Here is a 19,064-nt window from a genome sequence, read left to right on the forward strand (position 1 = left end):
TCATGGAGGGGGCGATCGAGCTGACGGACATTGCCGCCCGGTTCCGGGCGTGCGCGGCCACGCACCAAGGGGCACCCGCCCTGTTCGACGAGGCCGGTGCGCTCGACTATGCCGGGCTCGATCGCGCCTCCGATGCCATGGCCGGGGCGCTGGCGGCAGCCGGGCTGCAGCCCGATGCCCGTGCCGCGCTGCTGTGCGCCAACGGGCGTGAGTTCGTCATCGCCTATCTCGCGATCCTCAAGGCCGGCGCCACCGTGGTGCCGGTCAACCTGCTGCAGAGCGATCGTGAGATCGCCTATATCCTCGATGACGCAAGGCCGGCGCTGTTGCTCCATCAGCCGGCCTTTGCTGCGCTCGCCGAGGCGGCCAGCGCGCGCAGCGCGGCGTCACCGAGACGGATCGAGCTGGATGCCGCCCGAGCCGACTTTGCCACGCTGATCACGCATCCGCCGCTGTCGCCGCTGCCGGGCACCGAGGTTGCCGCAGTGCTCTATACCTCGGGGACCACCGGACGGCCCAAGGGGGCGATGCTCAGTCACGCCAACCTGATCGCCAACGCCGAGGGGTCCCGGCAGGGCTTCGAGCTGGTGCCCGGCGACCGCGTGCTGGCGGTGTTGCCGCTGTTTCACTCCTTCGCCGCCACCACCGCGATGCTCACGCCGCTGCTCCACGGGCTGGCGATGATCCCGGTGCCGCGCTTCGAGCCGCGGCTGGTCACCCAAGCGATCGCCCGGCATGGCGCTACCGTGTTCCTCGGGGTGCCGAGCATGTACGGCGTGTTGTTGCGTCATGCCGAGGTCCTGTCCGAGCAGTGGCGCGGGGTGCGACTGTGCATCAGTGGTGGTGCGGCGCTGCCGGCGGCGTTGATGCGCGCGTTCGAGACGCGCTTTGCGACCCTCCTGGTGGAGGGCGCGGGCGCGACCGAATGCAGCCCGGTGTTCAGCGTCAATCGTCCGAGTGGGCCGCGCAAGCCGGGCTCGATCGGTCCGGCGCTGCCGGGGGTTGAGCTGACGGTGCGCGATCGCGCCGGACGGGTGCTGCCCAGTGGCGAGACCGGTGAGTTGTGCGTGCGCGGTCCCAACGTGATGCTCGGCTATCTGGGGCTGCCCGAGGCGACCCGCGAGAGCTTTCACGGCGACTGGTTCCGTACCGGTGACCTGGCGCGGATCGATGGCGATGGTCATGTCTATCTGGTCGATCGCATCAAGGATCTGGTGATCACCAACGGCATGAATGTCTATCCGCGGGTGGTCGAGGAGGCGCTCTACGCCCACCCGGCGGTCGCCGAGGCGGCGGTGGTCGGCGATCCCGATCCCCGGCACGGCGAGGTGGTGGTGGCGCACGTGGCGCTCGCCGACACCGCCGAGGTCACGCCGGGCGAGCTGCGCGCCTGGTGCCGCGACCGCCTCGGCAGCCACGAGGTGCCACGCCGGGTGGTGCTGCACGCGGCGCTGCCGAAGAACGCCTCGGGCAAGATCCTCAAGCGCGCGTTGCGGCGCGAGAGTGATGAAAGCGTGACTGAAGGCCCGGTGACGGGGTGATTTCGCGTGCGATGGTGCTTGGTGGCGCGAAAAACCACGCGTTATACTGAACAACTTTTGATTGTGCGGGCGTCTTGCCCGCACGCGTTTTTTAGCAAGGTGCGGGCCTGGTCAGAATCCCGGCGCCGACAGGAGATGAGTCAATGCAAGTTTCGGTGGAATCGGGCGAGGGTCTCGAGCGTCGTGTGAAGGTCGAGCTGCCCTCCGAGCAGGTCACCAGTGCGGTCGATCAGCGTCTGCAGCAGCTCGCGCGCAGCGCCAAGCTGCCCGGTTTTCGCCCCGGCAAGGTGCCGATGAAGCTGGTGCGCAAGCGTTACGGCGCCCAGGTCCTCGAGGAGGTGTTCGGCGAGCAGGTGCAGGCGAGCTTCTACGAGGCGCTCACCCAGGAGTCGCTGCGTCCGGCCGGTCAGCCGGAGGTCGAGCCCGAGATCGACGTCGAGGCCGGTCGTTTCGCCTATGTCGCCACCTTCGAGGTGATGCCCGAGGTGGAGCTGGCTGCACTCGAGGGCCGCGCACTCAAGCGTCCGGTCTGCGAGCTCGCCGAGACTGATCTCGACGCGCTGATCGAGCGGCTGCGCGACCAGCACAAGACCTGGACCCCGGTCGAGCGCGCCGCCGAGCAGGGCGATCAGCTCACCATCTCCTTCGCCGGCACCATCGACGGCGAGGCCTTCGAGGGTGGCTCGGCCGCTGACGTCGAGCTCGAGCTCGGCTCCGGGCGGATGATCCCCGGCTTCGAGGACGGTCTGGTCGGCGCCGCCGCCGGCGAGACCCGGACCGTCGAGGTGACCTTCCCCGAGGAGTATCAGGTCGAGGCGCTGGCCGGCAAGCCGGCGAGCTTCGAGATCACCGTCAGCCAGGTCGCCGAGCCGACCCTGCCCGAGGTCGATGGCGAGTTCGTCAAGCGCTTCGGCATCGAGGACGGCGACGTCGAGCGCTTCAAGAACGATGTGCGCGAGAACATGGCGCGCGAGTTGAAACAGCGTCTCGAGGCCCGCACCAAGGAAGCAGTGATGGACCTGCTGATGGAGGCCAATCCGGTCGAGGTGCCGCAGGCGCTGGTGCGCGACGAGATCGCCTCGATGCAGGAGGAGATGCGTCGCTCGGTGGGCGCCCAGGGCGAGGTGCAGTTGCCCGACGCGCTGTTCGAGGAGCCGGCGCGTCGCCGTGTCGCCCTCGGTCTGATCATCGGCGAGCTGGTCAAGCAAAACGAGCTCAAGGCCGATCAGGACCGCGTCCAGGCGATGCTCGACGAGATGGCCGCCACCTACGAGAACCCGCAGGCGGTGATCGACTACTACAAGGCCGAGCGTGGCCGCATGGCCGCGCTCGAGGCCGCGGTGCTCGAGTCCCAGGTGGTCGACCTGGTGCTCGGCCAGGTCTCGGTCGAGGACGAGGAAACCAGCTTCGAGGCGCTGACCAACCCGGGCGCCGCGGGCTGATCGACACCCACGCGATGCGTCCGCCGGTGACGGCGGACGCCTTCCAGAAGCCAATCCGCAGAGAGTTGAAGGCGTATCCCATGAGCAACATCGAGAGCCGCACCGACTGGAGGCCCGAGGCACTGGGGCTGGTGCCGATGGTCATCGAGCAGACCGCCCGCGGCGAGCGCTCGTTCGACATCTATTCGCGCCTGCTGAAGGAGCGCGTGATCTTCCTGGTCGGCCCGGTCGAGGACCACATGGCCAACCTGGTGGTCGCGCAGCTGTTGTTCCTGGAGTCGGAGAATCCGGACAAGGATATCCATCTCTATATCAACTCGCCCGGTGGCGCGGTCACCGCGGGCCTGGCGATCTACGACACCATGCGTTTCATCCGCCCCGACGTCAGCACCATGTGCATCGGTCAGGCGGCGAGCATGGGCGCGCTGCTGCTCGCCGGCGGCGCCGCGGGCAAGCGCTACTGCCTGCCGCATTCGCGGATGATGATCCATCAGCCGCTCGGCGGCTTCCAGGGGCAGGCCTCCGATATCGATATCCACGCCCGCGAGATCCTCTACATCCGCGAGCGTCTCAACCAGATCCTCGCCGAGCACACCGGTCAGTCGGTCGAGAAGATCGCCGAGGACACCGAGCGCGACCGCTTCATGGGTGGCGAAGCGGCCCAGGCCTATGGGCTGATCGATCGCGTCATCAGCGAGCGAGGTGCCGCCTCCGGCAAGGAGTAAGTGGCGCGACGCGCGACGTCGCAAGCGGTCGGAGTCAGGGGGCTTGTCGGGCGTCACCGGAGTGTGACGACCGCCAAGCCTTCGTCTCTTCACTCTCTTGCCATATAAGCGCAAACCGTTATGATTGAATTCGCCTCGATGGGGATTGTCCGATCCCCATCCCCAACCGACCCCCCGGAGAGCTATTCCCGATGAGTGGAAACAAGAGCGACGAAGGCAAGCTGCTCTACTGTTCGTTCTGTGGCAAGAGTCAGCATGAAGTCCGCAAGCTCATCGCAGGGCCGTCCGTGTTCATCTGCGACGAGTGCGTCGAGCTGTGTAACGACATCATCCGCGAGGAGATGCAAGAGGGCGTCGGCGAGGCCGCCAGCAGTCTTCCCAAGCCGCGTGAGATCAAGGCGCGTCTCGATGAGTTCGTCGTCGGCCAGGAGTTCGCCAAGAAGGTGCTCTCGGTCGCCGTCTACAACCATTACAAGCGTCTCGAGGTCGCCGAGGCCAAGGAAGACATCGAGATCGCCAAGAGCAACATCCTGCTGATCGGCCCCACCGGCTCCGGCAAGACGCTGCTCGCCGAGACCCTGGCGCGACTGCTCAACGTCCCCTTCACCATCGCCGATGCCACCACCCTCACCGAGGCGGGTTATGTCGGCGAGGACGTCGAGAACATCATCCAGAAGCTGCTGCAGAAGTGTGATTACGACGTCGACAAGGCGCAGAACGGCATCGTCTACATCGACGAGATCGACAAGATCTCGCGCAAGTCGGACAACCCCTCGATCACCCGTGACGTCTCGGGCGAGGGCGTGCAGCAGGCACTGCTCAAGCTCATCGAGGGGACCGTCGCCTCGGTGCCGCCGCAGGGTGGGCGCAAGCATCCGCAGCAGGAATTCCTCCAGGTCGACACCTCCAACATCCTGTTCATCGTCGGTGGTGCCTTCGCCGGGCTCGACAAGATCATCCAGAATCGTTCGCGCAAGACCGGTATCGGCTTCTCCGCCGAGGTCCACAGCAAGGATGACGGGCGGATGATCGGCGAGCTGCTCAGCGGCGTCGAGCCCGAGGACCTGATCCGCTACGGCCTGATCCCCGAGTTCGTCGGTCGACTGCCGGTGATGGCGACCCTCGAGGAACTCGACGAGGCGGCGCTGATGCGCATCCTCACCGAGCCCAAACACTCGCTGGTGCGTCAGTACGCGCGCCTGTTCGAGATGGAGGACGTCGAGATCGAGCTGCGTGAGGACGCGCTGCGCGCGATCGCCACCAAGGCGATGGAGCGCAAGACCGGGGCCCGCGGCCTGCGGACGATCATGGAGCAGGTGCTGCTCGACACCATGTACGAGCTGCCCTCGATGGAGCATGTCAGCAAGGTCGTCATCGACGCTTCGGTGATCGCCGGTGAGAACAAGCCGTTCCTGATCTACGACGGGATGGAGAAGCAGGCGGCATCGGGAGACTGATCGATCGCGCTGTCCCACCCCCAGGAGGCGGACGGACACCCGCCGCTGGACTGTCCGCCCGCCCCCCAATCCAGGCGCGCCGGCGCGTTGAACTGCGCGTCGGCCGCCCCGATCCTTTCCCCATCATCCAATCGTACCGACGTCGGCGTCCGTGGAACGGTCCCTGGGCTCGGCCCGATCGTACCGACCACGGCCCCGCGGGCCGTCGCTTTCAATGAGAACGGGTTTCCATGGCGCAACACGATTCCAACCTGACATCCTCGACTCCGCAGGAGCTGCCGGTGCTGCCGCTGCGCGACGTCGTCGTCTATCCGCACATGGTGATTCCATTGTTCGTCGGGCGCGACAAGTCGATTCGCGCGCTCGATACCGCCATGGCGAGCGACAAGCAGATCCTGCTGATCGCACAGAAGAGTGCCGAGGTCGACGACCCCGAGGTCAAGGATCTGCACGAGATCGGCACCCTGGCCAATATCCTGCAACTGCTCAAGCTGCCCGACGGCACCGTCAAGGTGCTGGTCGAAGGCAACCAGCGTGCCCGCATCGAGCGTTTCCTCACCACCGATGACGCCTTCTCCGCGGTCATCGAGCCGCTCGAGGAGACGCTCGAGACCGACGAGCGCGAGCAGGAGGTGCTGATGCGCTCGGCCGTCGGGCTGTTCGATCAGTACGTCAAGCTCAACAAGAAGGTGCCGCCCGAGGTGCTGACCTCGCTCTCGAGCATCGACGAGGCCGGTCGTCTGGCCGACACCATGGCCGCGCACATGTCGCTGAAGCTCGACGAGAAGCAGCGCGTGCTGGAGATGACCGATGTGCAGCTGCGCATCGAGCACCTGATGGGGCTGATGGAGTCGGAGAACGACATCCTGCAGATGGAGAAGCGCATCCGCGGGCGCGTCAAGCGCCAGATGGAGAAGAACCAGCGCGAGTACTATCTCAACGAGCAGATGAAGGCGATCCAGAAGGAGCTCGGCGAGCTCGAGGACGCCCCCAACGAGATCGAGGACCTGGCCAAGCGCATCGAGGAGGCGAAGATGCCTCGCGAGGCGCACAACAAGGCCCAGTCCGAGCTCAACAAGCTCAAGCTGATGTCGCCGATGTCGGCCGAGGCGACGGTGGTGCGCAACTATATCGAGACCCTGGTGCAGGTGCCGTGGAAGAAGCGCTCGCGTATCCGTAACGACATCAAGGTCGCCGAGGCGGTGCTCGACAAGGACCACTACGGGCTCGATCGGGTCAAGGAGCGCATCCTCGAGTACCTCGCCGTGCAGCAGCGGGTGCGCAAGCTCAAGGGCCCGATCCTGTGCCTGGTCGGTCCGCCCGGTGTCGGCAAGACCTCGCTCGGTCAGTCGATCGCCCGCGCCACCAACCGCAAGTTCGTGCGCATGTCGCTCGGTGGGGTGCGCGACGAGGCCGAGATCCGCGGTCACCGGCGCACCTATATCGGTGCGCTGCCGGGCAAGATCATCCAGAACCTCTCCAAGGCCGGTTCGCGCAACGCGCTCTTCCTGCTCGACGAGATCGACAAGATGGCGATGGACTTCCGTGGCGACCCGGCCTCGGCGCTGCTCGAGGTCCTCGACCCGGAGCAGAACCACGCCTTTGCCGATCATTACCTGGAGGTCGACTTCGACCTCTCCGAAGTGATGTTCGTCGGCACCGCCAACACCCTCAACATCCCCCCGGCGCTGCTCGATCGGATGGAGGTGATCCGGCTCTCGGGCTACACCGAGGACGAGAAGGTCGCCATCGCCGAGCGCTACCTGATCCCCAAGCAGACCAAGAACAATGGTCTCAAGCCCGGTGAGCTGGTGATCCGCGAGGCGGCGCTGCGCGACATCATCCGTCACTACACCCGCGAGGCCGGGGTGCGTAACCTCGAGCGCGAGATCTCCAAGGTGTGCCGCAAGGTGGTCAAGGAGGTGCTGCTGAAGAAGCGCGACAGCGCCACCACGGTGACCGCCAAGTCACTGGAGAAGTATCTCGGGGTGCAGCGCTATCGCTACGGCCGCGCCGAGGAGCACGACCAGGTCGGTCAGGTCACCGGCCTGGCCTGGACCGAGGTCGGCGGCGAGCTGTTGCAGATCGAGTCGGCGTTGATGCCGGGTAAGGGCAAGCTCAGCTATACCGGTCAGCTCGGTGATGTGATGCAGGAGTCGATCCAGGCGGCGATGACCGTGGTGCGCTCGCGTGCCGAGGGGCTTGGGGTGCCGACCGACTTCCACAGCACCTTCGATGTCCATATCCACGTCCCCGAGGGCGCGACCCCCAAGGATGGTCCGAGCGCGGGCGTGGCCATGTGCACCGCGTTGGTCTCGGCGCTGACCAAGATCCCGGTGCGCTCGACGGTGGCGATGACCGGCGAGATCACCCTGCGCGGCGAGGTGTTGCCGATCGGCGGGCTCAAGGAGAAGCTGCTCGCCGCGCATCGCGGTGGGATCGAGGAAGTGATCATCCCGCTGGAGAACGAGCGCGACCTGGTCGAGATCCCCAAGAACATCAAGCAGCATCTGGAGATCCATCCGGTGCGCTGGATCGACGAGGTCCTCGATATCGCCCTGGTCCAACCGCCGCGCCCCGCCGGGGAGTCGGCCGAGGCCAAGGAGGCCGAGGAGGAGTCGGCCGACTCGGCCGAGGGTGCTCGAGATCAGGGGGCGCCGCTGCATCACTGATGTGATGGGCATGTCGCCGTCGGGTCGGCACCCGCACCCATCCGGGGTGCCGATCAACACCGCGATCGATGTTCCCGCTCCGGCCCATCGTCCGATGCCCCAGGGGGGCGGACGGTGCGTCGGCGGCGATCATTTGCTCTGTTGTATCGACGGAGTCCGATTCGATTGTTAAGGTCATCAGCGGTGCTGGCACGGTGATTGTGTCTGCTCATGATGGCTAATCTGCCATGTCAAGTGCCGCGGCTCTGCTTAACGGCGGGTTTTTGTGACCAACAGGCAGAAAAGCCGGTTGCCCTCGCATGGACTCCGATTTAGCATGCGTCAATCTTGAAGAAGGCTTGCGCACAGGGGTCTCCGGCCCCGCGTCCGATGCGTGGCATCCGCCTCATCGTCGTCGCGCAGTCAGTGTGTACCAAACGAGACAGGTAACAGGGGGATCAATGAACAAATCCGACCTCATCGAAGCCATGGCGGATGCCGCGGATATCTCCAAGGCTGCGGCAGCCCGTGCCCTCGATGCCTTCACCGACTCGGTCGCCGTGACCCTCAAGGACGGCGGTACCGTGTCGCTGATCGGCTTCGGCACCTTCAGCGTCAAGGAGCGTGCCGCCCGTACCGGCCGCAACCCGCAGACCGGCGCGACCATCGAGATCAAGGCATCGAAGACGCCTGCATTCAAGGCTGGCAAAGCGCTCAAGGATGCCGTACAATAGCGCTTCGCCTTCGGGGGGAAGGATAAAAACTTCCTCCCAAGCCGAAGGGTGGGGTGCTTAGCTCAGCTGGGAGAGCATCGCCCTTACAAGGCGAGGGTCACAGGTTCGATCCCTGTAGCACCCACCAACACCGAAAAAAAAGGTGTTGCAAAGAAAAAAAATTGCAGTATAATGGCAATTCTTCTGGAGCGGTAGTTCAGTTGGTTAGAATACCGGCCTGTCACGCCGGGGGTCGCGGGTTCGAGTCCCGTCCGCTCCGCCAAATTCGATAAAAACGGGGCATCCGCAAGGGTGCCCCGTTTTTTTTTGGCCCACACCTTCGTTTGGATCGACCGCCATGCTTCAATCCATCAGGGATCGTGCCCAGGGCTGGATCGCCTGGGTCATCGTCATCTTGATCAGTATTCCGTTCGCGCTCTGGGGCATCCAGTCCTATCTCGGCATCAATGGCGAGACGGTGACGGCCACCGTCAATGGTGTCGAACTCACCGAGCGCGATCTCGATCGTCGGGTCCAGCAGACCCGCATGGAGCTGCGCGAGCGTCTCGGCGCCGCCTATGATCCTGCCGCCTTCGACAGCGCCGAGCTGCGCCGCATGGTGCGCGAGGAGATGATCCGCGAGGTGCTGCTGATCGACGTCTCGCAGCGTCTGGGGCTGCGTGTCTCGGATCAGGAGCTCAAGCTGCGCATCCTCTCCGAGCCGGCCTTTCAGCGTGATGGTCGCTTCGACAACGAGGCCTTCCAGCGCCTGCTGCAACTGCAGGGGATGAGCGAGCAGCAGTTCGTCGAGCAGCTGCGCCGGCAGCTGACCGGCACCCAGCTGATCCGCGCGGTGGTGGCCAGCGAGTTCCCGACCCGTCTCGAACTCGAGCAGTTCCAGCGTCTCTCCGCACAGCAGCGCGACATCGACTATGCGCGCTTTGCCGCCGCCGATTATCTGAGCGACGAGCCGCTCGCTGACGAGACGATCGAGACCTACTACCAGGAACACGCCGAGCGTTTCCGCAGCCCCGAGCAGGTCAAGCTCGATTACGTGGTCCTCGACGTCGCCGAACTGGCCAAGGGCATCGAGATCGACGAGGCGGCGCTGCGCGAGGCCTATGCCGCCGAGCAGGGGCGGTTCGTCATGCCCGAGCAGCGACAGGTCCGTCATCTGCTGATCGCGCTGCCGCAACAGGCCGATGACGAACAGGTCGCCGCGGCCGAGCGCGAGATCACGGCGCTGCGCGCGCGCATCCTCGAGGGCGAATCCTTCGCCGATCTCGCCGCCGAGCACTCGGACGACCCCGGTAGCGCCGCCGAGGGTGGCGAACTCGGTCTGATCGAGCCGGGGATGATGGATCCGGTGTTCGACGAGGCGGTGTTCTCGCTGCCCGAGGGTGGACTGAGCGAGCCGGTGCGGACCCGTTTCGGCTATCACCTGATCGAGGTCGAGGCGGTCCGCCCCGGCGAGACCCAGCCGTTCGAGGCGGTCCGTGAGCAGCTGCACGAAGAGCAGGCGCGTGCCCAGGCCGAGTCGCTCTATTACGATCTCGGCGAGCGCCTCGCAACCCTCTCCTACGAGCGTCCGGACAGCCTCGAGCCGGTGGTCGAGGAGCTCGGCCTGGAGTTGCGTCAGAGCGATTGGATCGGACGCGAGGGTGGCGAGGGACTGCTCGCCGAGCCCGGTGTGCTGTCGGCGGCCTTCAGCGACGAGGTGCTGGTCGAGGGCAACAACAGCGAGCTGATCGAGCCCGATCACGAGCGGCTCAGCGCCGTGGTGGTGCGGGTGCGCGATCATCGCGAGTCGGCGCCGCGCCCGCTCGAGACGGTGCGCGAGGAGATCGTCGCCGCGCTGCGTGAGCAGCGCGCGCAGCAGGCCGCGATGGCCGCGGCGGAGGCGGCGCTCGCCCAGGTGCGCGACGGTGAGGCCGAGTGGTCCGAGGCGATGGCTGCGGCGGTGATCGAATCGGTCGGGCTGGTCGGGCGCGGCGCGGTGTTGCCCGAGGCGGTGCTCGATCTCGCCTTCAAGCTGCCGGCGCCGCAATCCGGAGAGTCTGAGCTGGAGGCGGTGGCGCTTGCCGACGGCGATGCCGTGGTGGTGCGGCTGACCCAGGTCGAGGATGGCGAGGTGACGGTCGGTGGCGAGGGCACGACCATCCCGGAGGCCGGACTGCTCGCCGAACTCGCCGGGCGTGATCTCTATGATGCGCTGCTCGCCGACATCGAGCGTCGCGCCGAGATCACCCGCGAGCCCCTGAGCGTGGACGACGACCAGCTCTGACCTCGCGACTTCGCTCAGGCACCGGCCACGCGGTCGGTGGCCCGAGCGATGCGCGCCGTCGCTGCTGAGCCATCAAGCGATATGCGATCGAACCGCCAGGTGGAGGCGTCATGACGCCTCCACCGAGGCGGTTTTTTTGTGCGCGGCCTTGCTGATGCGCTCGTCGCCTGCCTGCTGTCCAGGGTTGTGTCCCTGGGGGGCGAGCGGTGCGCCGGGCGGGGGAGTGGGGCAGGGGGAGCGTGGGGGAGCGAGGCGTCGAGTGACGCCTCGGGGCGCCGCCGCGACCAGACGGGCGCGGCGGCGTGAGCGGGCTCAGCCGAGCCCGAGGATGTGGTAGCCGGTGTCGACGTAGAGGACGTCGCCGGTGATGCCGCTGGCCAGGTCGGAGCAGAGGAAGGCGGCGGCGTTGCCGACCTCCTCGATGGTGACGTTGCGGCGCATCGGGGTGCGCTCCTCGACCTGCTTGAGCATGTCGCGGAAGTCGGAGATGCCGGCGGCGGCGAGGGTGCGGATCGGGCCGGCCGAGACGGCGTTGACGCGGGTGCCGCGCGGGCCGAGCGAGGCGGCCAGATAGCGCACGTTGGCCTCCAGACTGGCCTTGGCCACGCCCATCACGTTGTAGTTGGGAACCGCGCGCACCGCACCCAGATAGCTCATGGTGAGCAGCGCGCCGTTACGCCCCTCCATCATCGCCCGCCCGCCCTTGGCCAGGGCGGCGAAGCTGTAGGCGCTGATCTCGTGGGCGGTGTTGAAGCCCTCGCGGGTGACCGCATCGACATACTCACCCTCGAGCTGCTCGCGCGGGGCGAAGGCGATCGAGTGGACGATGCCGTCGAGTCCGTCCCACTGCTCGCCGAGCGCGGCGAACAGCGCGTCGATGTCCTCGTCGCGGCTGACGTCGAGCGGCAGCACCAGGTCCGAACCGCACTTGGCGGCCATGTCGGTGACACGCGACTTGAGCTTGTCGTTCTGGTAGGTAAAGGCCAGCTCGGCGCCCTGGCGGTGCATCGCCTCGGCACAGCCCCAGGCGATCGAGCGGTTGCTCGCCACGCCGGTGATCAGAATCTTCTTGCCTTCAAGGAATCCCATGTTCGGTAGTCTCTCGCGTTCGCTGGCCGGGCGCGGGTGCGCCGGCGACCGTTCGGGTCGGGATCTGCTGATGGTCCGTGTTCACCCTTGGACATTTCAGTCAGATCATTCGATGATTGGGGATCGTTGCTCGGGGCTCTGGCACGGACACCCGCTCCTGTCGGGACCCGGGGCCGGGACACGCTGGCGCCGGATCGGGCGCGGCGAGCCTCGCGGTCTCACGGGCCGCAACCGATACCCCGTGGTTCGGGGACCGATAACAGTACCGAAACTCGTATTGAGGTGGAAGGGTGTACGCGAGGGAGAGGTCGATGAGCTGCGGTGCCGATGAGACCTGTGACCGGGGACCGAGGACGGTCGTCGTGGCGCGAAGCGGGTGAGGACGATGATGCCGATGGTGGACAAGGCGGCGAGATGGCGTGTGCTGTGGCGAGGCATCCGGGTGGTGTCGGTGATGTCGCTGCTGATCGCGGGGCTGGTCGCATGCGACGACCGCCCCTGGAACGATCCCTATCCGCGTGACACGGCCACCAGCAACACCCTCTACAGCTCCTTTGGCGAGCGACCCAAGCATCTCGATCCGGCGCGCTCCTACACCGTCAATGAAAACACCTTCATCGCCCAGATCTACGAGCCGCCGCTGCAGTATCACTTTCTCCACCGGCCTTACCAGCTGATCCCGCTCGCCCTGGCCGAGATGCCGCAGGTGCGCTTCTACGATGCCGCCGGCGAGCCGCTGCCCGATGACGCGCCCGCCGCGGCGATCGCCCGCAGCGAGTACGAGCTGCACGTCCGTCCCGGCACCCGCTACCAGCCGCATCCGGCCCTTGCTCGCGACGCCGAGGGCGCGCCGCGCTATCTCGACCTCGAGCCCGGCGCGCTCGCCGGGATCGACACCCTCGGCGACTTCGCCGAGCACGGCACCCGCGAGCTGGTCGCCGCCGACTTCGCCTATCAGATCAAGCGTCTGGCCGCGCCCTGGCTGCACTCGCCGATCAACGGGGTGATGAGCGAGCACATCCTCGGCTTCGCCGCGCTCGGCGAGCGGCTCGAGGCCGCGGACCCGGAGCAGGCGCGCGCCCGGGTGGCGCTGCTGCGCGAGACCGAGTTCGAGGGCGTCGAGGTGCTCGATCGCTATCGGTTGCGCATCACCCTCGAGGGCAAGTACCCGCAGTTCTCCTACTGGTTGGCGATGCCCTTCTTCGCGCCCATGCCCTGGGAGGCCGAGGCCTTCTACGCCCAGCCGGGGATGCGCGAGCGCAACCTGATGCTCGACTGGTATCCGGTCGGCACCGGTCCCTACATGCTCACCGAGAACAACCCCAACCTGCGCATGGTGCTCGAGCGCAACCCCAACTTCCACGGCGAGCGCTATCCCGACAGCGGCATGCCGGGCGATCGCGCCGCCGGTATCCTCGATGATGCCGGGGCGCCGCTGCCGTTCATCGATCGCGTCGTCTACAGCCTGGAGAAGGAGAGCATCCCGCGCTGGAACAAGTTCCTCCAGGGCTATTACGACTTCTCCGGGATCTCCTCGGACGCCTTCGATCAGGCGGTGCGGGTCGATGCCAGCGGCCGCCCCATGCTCACCGAGACGCTGGAGGCGCGCGGGGTCGAGCTGATGACCGCGGTCGAGCCGACGATCTTCTTCATGGGCTTCAACATGCTCGATCCGGTGATCGGCGGCGAGGGCCAGCGCGCGCGCCTGCTGCGTCGGGCGATCTCGATCGCGGTCGACATGGAGGAGTTCATCTCGATCTTCCTCAATGGTCGTGGCGTCGTCGCCCAGAGCCCGCTGCCGCCGGGCATCTTCGGTCATCGCACGGGCGAGGCCGGGATCAATCCCTTCGTCTATCGCTGGGAGGCGGGGCGGGCGGTGCGCCGCTCGCTCGACGAGGCGCGCACGCTGATGGTCCAGGCGGGCTATCCCGGCGGGCGTGATCGCGACACCGGTCGGGCGCTGACGCTCAACTACGAGGCGGTGGCCACCGGTCCCGACGACCGCGCCCGGCTCAACTGGCTGCGCAAGCAGTTCGCCAAGCTCGGCATCGAGCTGGTGATCCGCTCCACCGACTACAACCGCTTCCAGGACAAGATCCGCAACGGCACCGGCCAGATCTTCTTCTGGGGCTGGAACGCCGACTACCCCGACCCGGAGAACTTCCTCTTCCTGCTCTACGGCCCCAACGGTCGGGTCGAGCACCAGGGCGAGAACTCGGTCAACTACACCAACCCCGAGTTCGACCGGCTGTTCGAGCGCATGCGCAACCTCGAGGACGGCCCCGAGCGCCAGGCGCTGATCGATCGCATGGTCGAGATCGCGCGTACCGACGCGCCCTGGATCTGGGGCTTCCACCCGCGCGCCTTCAGTCTCTATCACCGCTGGTATCACAACGCCTACCCCAACCAGATGGCCAACAACACCCTCAAGTACCGTCGTATCGACCCGGCGCTGCGCGCCGAGCTGCGCCGCGTCTGGAACCAGCCGGTGCTGTGGCCGCTGGGCGCGGCCGCCGCCGTGCTGTTGGCGCTGCTGCTGCCGGCCTGGTGGCTGGTGCGCCGGCGCGAGCGGAGTCGCGCGCTATGAGTGCCTATATCCTGCGTCGGCTGCTCTATGCCATCCCCATCCTGATCGGGGTCAACCTGCTGACCTTCGTGCTCTTCTTCGTGGTCAACTCGCCCGATGATATGGCGCGCATGCATCTCGGCGAGAAGCGGGTGACCGCCGAGGCGGTCGCGGCCTGGAAGGCCGATCATGGCTACGACAGGCCGATGCTCTACAACGCCGAGGCCGAGGGGCTGGGGCGGCTGACCGAGACCATCTTCTTCGACAAGTCGGTGCGGCTGTTCGTCTTCGACTTCGGCAGCTCCGACGATGGGCGCGACATCGGGCGTGATATCGCCCAGCGGATGTGGCCGAGCCTGGCGATCGCGCTGCCGGTGCTGCTGGTGGGGCTGGCCTTCAACATCAGCTATGCGCTGTTCATCGTCTTCTTCCGCGCCACCTATGTCGATCTGGCCAGCGTGGTGCTGCTGGTGACGATGATGTCGATCTCGGGGTTGTTCTACATCATCGGCGGCCAGTTCCTGCTCGGTAAGCTGTTCCAATTGGTGCCGATCTCGGGCTACGACAGCGGGCTGGCCGGGTTGAAGTTCCTGGTGCTGCCGGTGATCGTCGGGGTGATCGGCGGTATCGGTGCGGGGACACGCTGGTATCGCACCCTGTTTCTCGAGGAGATCGGTCGCGACTATGTCCGTACCGCCCGCGCCAAGGGGCTGGGCGAGCGCCTGGTGCTGTTCCGCCACGTGTTGCGCAACGCCCTGATCCCGATCCTCACCGGGGTGGTGGTGGTGCTGCCGCTGCTGTTCATGGGTAGCCTGATCACCGAGTCCTTCTTCGCCATCCCGGGGCTGGGCAGCTACACCATCGATGCGATCAGCAACCAGGACTTCGCCATCGTTCGCTCGATGGTGTTCCTCGGCGCCGTGCTCTATATCCTCGGGCTGATCCTCACCGACATCTCCTACACCCTCGCCGACCCGCGGGTGCGGCTGCAATGAGTGGAGCGATGCCATGCCGTTGATGCCGGTGGTGCTGTGGACCGACGCGCTGCTCTATCTGTTGCTGGCGCTGCTCGGCGGGTTCGCCTGGCACGCCGCGCGCCACGAGCACCTGCGCGCGCCCTGGCGTCGGGTGGCGCGCTCGCGCATCGGGGTGGTCACCCTGGTGGTGCTCGGCTGCTATCTGCTGGTCGCGGTGCTCGACTCGGTGCATCTGCGGCTGCGCCTCGCTGACCAGTCCGGCGCGACGAGCGCCGAGACGCGCTACTCGCCCGAGGTGCTGAGCCTGCTCGATCTGGCGCTTGCCGGGCTGCGCAGCCAGTCGGAGAAGACCTACTCGGCGCCCTTCGCCACCCATCTCTACGTCAAGGAGGCGATCGAGCTGCCCGATGGCCGGGTGCTGCGCGATTATCCCCGTCTGGTGCACGGCGGCGCCCATCTCGACGACCCCGCCGCGCGTGGTCTCGACATCCTCTGGCGCGGGCTGCTCGGCGCGCTGCTGGGGCTGGCGCTGTGGGGGGCGATCCTGTTCGCGCTGAGCGCGGCACTGGCGCGGCGGCGCGGCATCACCCCGGCTTTGATGCGCGCGCGCATCAAAGCCGGGCGCACCGAGGTGCCGTGGCGTGCGGCGCTGCTCACCCTGGCGTCGATCCTGGCGCTCGGCGGGGCGGTGGCGCTGCTCGCCGGTCACTATCATGTCCTCGGCACCGACAAGGTCGGCGAGGACGTGCTCTACCAGGCGCTCAAGAGCGTGCGCACCGGGCTGCTGATCGGCACCCTGACCACCCTGGTGATGCTGCCCGCGGCGCTGCTGCTGGGGATCATGGCCGGTTACTTCAGGGGCTGGGTCGATGACCTGATCCAGTATCTCTACACCACCCTCAACGCCATCCCCGGGGTGTTGCTGATCGCCGCGGCGGTGCTGATGCTGCAGGTCTACATGAGCAACCACGCCGAGGACTTCGCCAGCCTGGTCGAGCGCGCCGACCTGCGCCTGCTCTTTCTCTGCCTGATCCTCGGCGTGACCAGCTGGACCGGGCTGTGCCGGTTGCTGCGGGGCGAGACGCTCAAGCTTCGCGAGTCGGATTATGTCCAGGCCGCCAGCGCGCTCGGGGTCGGTCATTTCACCATCATCGGTCGTCACATCCTGCCCAACGTGATGCACATCGTGCTGATCACCCTGGTGCTCGACTTCAGCGGTCTGGTGCTGGCCGAGGCGGTGCTCTCCTATGTCAACATCGGGGTCGACCCGACCATGAACAGCTGGGGCAACATGATCAATGGCGCGCGGCTGGAGCTGGCGCGCGAACCGGTGGTGTGGTGGTCGCTGAGTGCCGCTTTCGTGTTCATGTTCACCCTGGTGCTCGCCGCCAACCTGTTTGCCGACGTGGTGCGCGATGCCTTCGACCCGCGCCTGCGCGGCGCCGCCTGAGCCGTCGTGTCCACCCAACCCCGGAGGTCCCTCGCCGTGATCCGCCATCGTCGCCCCGCGTCCGTCATCCTCGTCGTCCCGGGGGGCTGGCGATGAGCGCGCCGCTGCTCGAGGTCGAGGGGCTGAGTACCACCATCGGCGCGGCGCGGGTGGTCGACGACCTGCGACTGGAGCTGGCGCGCGGCGAGACCTTCGCGCTGCTCGGCGAGTCGGGCTGCGGCAAGTCGATGACCGCGCTGTCGCTGATGCGGTTGCTGCCGCCGGCGGGACGGATCGAGTCCGGTGCGGTGCGACTCGACGGGGTCGACCTGCTGCGCCTCAGCGAGGCCGAGATGCGCCGGGTGCGTGGCGCGCGTCTGGCGATGATCTTCCAGGAGCCGCAGACCTCGCTCAACCCGGTGATGCGGATCGGCGCGCAGATCGCCGAGGCGGTGCGGCTGCACGCGGGCGCCGCTGCTGCGGCGGTGGATGCGCGGGTGTTGGAGTTGCTGCACGCGGTCGGCATCCCCGACCCCGAGCGGCGCGCGCGCGAGTATCCGCACCAGCTCTCGGGCGGGATGAAACAGCGGGTGATGATCGCCATGGCGCTCGCCGGTGATCCCGAGCTGCTGATCGCCGACGAGCCGACCACCGCGCTCGATGTCACCATCCAGGCGCAGGTGCTGGGCCTGCTCAAGACCCTGCAGCAGCAAAGCGGGCTGGCGGTGTTGCTGATCACCCACGACCTCGGGGTGGTGGCCGAGACCGCCGAGCGGCTGGCGGTGATGTATGCCGGCGAGATCGTCGAGACGGCAACCACCGCCGCCTTCTTCGCCGCGCCCGCGCACCCCTACAGCCGCATGCTGCTCGACAGCCTGCCGACGGCGGACAAGCGCGGCGCGCGGCTTGCGGCCATCCCCGGGCGGGTGCCGCCGCTCGATCGCGCGTTCACCGGCTGTCGCTTCGTCGAGCGCTGTCCGCGCGCGCTCGCGCGCTGCGCCGAGCAGTTGCCGCCCTGGCACGAGGCCGGGGCGGGGCACTGGGTGCGCTGCCATCTGTGGGACGCCGACCAGGTCGACGCCGCCACCGTGGCCGCGCCTGCGGTGGCGGAGGGTGAGCAGGCGCCCGCCGGGGAGGATGCGGCCCCGCTGCTCGAGGTCGCCGATCTCAAGGTGCACTTCCCGATCCATCGTGGGGTGCTGCGCCGGGTGGTCGGGCAGGTGCGCGCGGTCGACGGGGTGTCACTGCAATTGCGCCCGGGCCGTACCCTGGCGCTGGTCGGCGAGTCCGGCTGCGGCAAGACCACTGCCGGCAAGGCGCTGCTGCAGCTGATCGCGCCCACCGCCGGCTCGATCCGTTACCAGGGCCACGAGTTGGCTGGGCTCGGCCATCGCCGGATGCGCCGCTTCCGCAAGGACCTGCAGATCATCTTCCAGGACCCGCACGCCTCGATGAATCCGCGCATGCTGGTCGGTGACGTGATCGGCGAGGGGCTGCAAGCGCTGGGGCTGGCGCGCACCCGCCCGGAGCGGCTGCGCCGCGCCGCCGAGCTGCTCGAGCTGGTAGGGATGCCGGGTGCGGCCGTCGAGCGCTATCCGCACGAGTTCTCCGGCGGGCAGCGTCAGCGCATCTGTATCGCCCGCGCGCTCGCCGTCGACCCCAGGGTGATCGTCTGCGACGAGCCGACCAGCGCGCTCGACGTCTCGGTGCAGGCGCAGATCCTCAACCTGCTCAAGGATCTCCAGGCCCGTCTCGGTCTGTCCTATCTGTTCATCACCCATGACCTGTCGGTGGTCGCCTATCTCGCCCACGAGGTCGCGGTGATGTATCTGGGCCGGGTGGTCGAGCGGGGAAGGGTCGATGAGATCCTCGAGCGTCCGCGTCATCCCTATACCCGCGCGCTGCTCTCGGCGGTGCCGGTGGCCGACCCCCGGGCCGAGCGGCGTACCCTGCGTCTGGAGGGCGACATGCCCTCGCCGAGTGCGCCGCCGCCGGGCTGTCACTTCCATCCGCGCTGCCCCGAGGCACGCCCCGGGTGCGCCCTGGCCTATCCCGAGGGGCGGGCGGTCAGTGCGACGCATCGTGTCCATTGTCTCCTCGTCGAGGCCGGGCGCTGAGCGCCGGGCCGGGGCGTGATCGTCCATGCCTATTGGGGTGTAAATGAGAATCTATTTCATTTAGAGGCGGTCT

At 67.2% G+C, this 19,064-nt stretch carries 12 protein-coding genes and 2 tRNA genes; 13 read left to right on the forward strand and 1 reads right to left on the reverse strand.

Going from position 1 to position 19,064, the window contains the following annotated elements; genetic code table 11:
* Positions 1-2: 2 nt before the first annotated feature.
* The 9 genes from EBL85_RS06380 (at position 3) to EBL85_RS06420 (ending at position 10,813) form a co-directional block, all read left to right on the forward strand.
* The gene (locus EBL85_RS06380; RefSeq protein ID WP_123142466.1) at positions 3-1,541 is read left to right on the forward strand and encodes an AMP-binding protein; all 1,539 of its coding nucleotides are present in this window, start codon (positions 3-5) and stop codon (positions 1,539-1,541) included.
* A 143-nt stretch (positions 1,542-1,684) separates the two neighbouring features.
* Complete coding sequence (gene tig / locus EBL85_RS06385) at positions 1,685-2,983, forward strand: trigger factor (protein WP_123141093.1); 1,299 nt, start codon at positions 1,685-1,687, stop codon at positions 2,981-2,983.
* Positions 2,984-3,063: 80 nt separating this feature from the next.
* Entirely contained in the window at positions 3,064-3,708 is a 645-nt protein-coding gene (gene clpP, locus EBL85_RS06390; protein WP_123141094.1) for an ATP-dependent Clp endopeptidase proteolytic subunit ClpP, read from the forward strand.
* Positions 3,709-3,899: 191 nt separating this feature from the next.
* Positions 3,900-5,165, forward strand: coding sequence for an ATP-dependent Clp protease ATP-binding subunit ClpX (clpX, locus tag EBL85_RS06395; protein ID WP_062275383.1), 1,266 nt, complete (start codon positions 3,900-3,902; stop codon positions 5,163-5,165).
* A gap of 230 nt (positions 5,166-5,395) precedes the next feature.
* Complete coding sequence (gene lon, locus EBL85_RS06400; protein WP_123141095.1) at positions 5,396-7,837, forward strand: endopeptidase La; 2,442 nt, start codon at positions 5,396-5,398, stop codon at positions 7,835-7,837.
* Positions 7,838-8,136: 299 nt separating this feature from the next.
* Complete coding sequence (locus EBL85_RS06405) at positions 8,137-8,550, forward strand: HU family DNA-binding protein (protein WP_165913526.1); 414 nt, start codon at positions 8,137-8,139, stop codon at positions 8,548-8,550.
* Between the two features lie 51 nt (positions 8,551-8,601).
* Positions 8,602-8,677: transfer RNA gene (locus EBL85_RS06410), tRNA-Val, on the forward strand.
* A gap of 58 nt (positions 8,678-8,735) precedes the next feature.
* Positions 8,736-8,812, forward strand: a tRNA-Asp gene (locus tag EBL85_RS06415).
* Between the two features lie 75 nt (positions 8,813-8,887).
* A complete protein-coding gene (locus EBL85_RS06420; RefSeq protein WP_123142467.1) occupies positions 8,888-10,813 on the forward strand; it encodes a SurA N-terminal domain-containing protein in 1,926 nt (641 codons plus the stop codon).
* Positions 10,814-11,125: 312 nt separating this feature from the next.
* Here EBL85_RS06420 and EBL85_RS06425 read toward each other — a convergent pair whose 3' ends face one another.
* Positions 11,126-11,902, reverse strand: coding sequence for an enoyl-ACP reductase (locus tag EBL85_RS06425; RefSeq protein ID WP_062275390.1), 777 nt, complete (start codon positions 11,900-11,902; stop codon positions 11,126-11,128).
* Positions 11,903-12,290: 388 nt separating this feature from the next.
* Between EBL85_RS06425 and EBL85_RS06430 the strand changes: the two genes are divergently transcribed.
* The 4 genes from EBL85_RS06430 to EBL85_RS06445 all read left to right on the forward strand — a co-directional run bounded on the left by EBL85_RS06430 (position 12,291) and on the right by EBL85_RS06445 (position 18,991).
* Complete coding sequence (locus EBL85_RS06430) at positions 12,291-14,489, forward strand: ABC transporter substrate-binding protein (protein WP_123142482.1); 2,199 nt, start codon at positions 12,291-12,293, stop codon at positions 14,487-14,489.
* Positions 14,486-15,463 carry an ABC transporter permease gene (locus tag EBL85_RS06435; protein WP_005224694.1) on the forward strand — a complete coding sequence of 326 codons (978 nt, stop codon included), beginning with the start codon at positions 14,486-14,488 and terminating at the stop codon, positions 15,461-15,463. Before EBL85_RS06430 ends, EBL85_RS06435 begins: the two co-directional genes overlap by 4 nt.
* A gap of 13 nt (positions 15,464-15,476) precedes the next feature.
* Positions 15,477-16,895 carry an ABC transporter permease gene (locus EBL85_RS06440; protein ID WP_123141097.1) on the forward strand — a complete coding sequence of 473 codons (1,419 nt, stop codon included), beginning with the start codon at positions 15,477-15,479 and terminating at the stop codon, positions 16,893-16,895.
* 92 nt (positions 16,896-16,987) lie between these two features.
* Complete coding sequence (locus tag EBL85_RS06445) at positions 16,988-18,991, forward strand: ABC transporter ATP-binding protein (protein ID WP_123142468.1); 2,004 nt, start codon at positions 16,988-16,990, stop codon at positions 18,989-18,991.
* The last annotated feature ends 73 nt before the right edge of the window (positions 18,992-19,064 follow it).

This window comes from Marichromatium sp. AB32, assembly GCF_003718675.1.
GTDB lineage: Bacteria > Pseudomonadota > Gammaproteobacteria > Chromatiales > Chromatiaceae > Marichromatium > Marichromatium gracile.

Bases quoted from the DNA above. Each gene is read 5' to 3' on its own strand.
- EBL85_RS06380 (WP_123142466.1), top strand. From the start codon at position 3: ATGGAGGGGGCGATCGAGCTGACGGACATTGCCGCCCGGTTCCGGGCG.
- tig (WP_123141093.1), top strand. From the start codon at position 1,685: ATGCAAGTTTCGGTGGAATCGGGCGAGGGTCTCGAGCGTCGTGTGAAG.
- clpP (WP_123141094.1), top strand. From the start codon at position 3,064: ATGAGCAACATCGAGAGCCGCACCGACTGGAGGCCCGAGGCACTGGGG.
- clpX (WP_062275383.1), top strand. From the start codon at position 3,900: ATGAGTGGAAACAAGAGCGACGAAGGCAAGCTGCTCTACTGTTCGTTC.
- lon (WP_123141095.1), top strand. From the start codon at position 5,396: ATGGCGCAACACGATTCCAACCTGACATCCTCGACTCCGCAGGAGCTG.
- EBL85_RS06405 (WP_165913526.1), top strand. From the start codon at position 8,137: ATGGACTCCGATTTAGCATGCGTCAATCTTGAAGAAGGCTTGCGCACA.
- EBL85_RS06420 (WP_123142467.1), top strand. From the start codon at position 8,888: ATGCTTCAATCCATCAGGGATCGTGCCCAGGGCTGGATCGCCTGGGTC.
- EBL85_RS06425 (WP_062275390.1), bottom strand. From the start codon at position 11,902: ATGGGATTCCTTGAAGGCAAGAAGATTCTGATCACCGGCGTGGCGAGC.
- EBL85_RS06430 (WP_123142482.1), top strand. From the start codon at position 12,291: ATGCCGATGGTGGACAAGGCGGCGAGATGGCGTGTGCTGTGGCGAGGC.
- EBL85_RS06435 (WP_005224694.1), top strand. From the start codon at position 14,486: ATGAGTGCCTATATCCTGCGTCGGCTGCTCTATGCCATCCCCATCCTG.
- EBL85_RS06440 (WP_123141097.1), top strand. From the start codon at position 15,477: ATGCCGTTGATGCCGGTGGTGCTGTGGACCGACGCGCTGCTCTATCTG.
- EBL85_RS06445 (WP_123142468.1), top strand. From the start codon at position 16,988: ATGAGCGCGCCGCTGCTCGAGGTCGAGGGGCTGAGTACCACCATCGGC.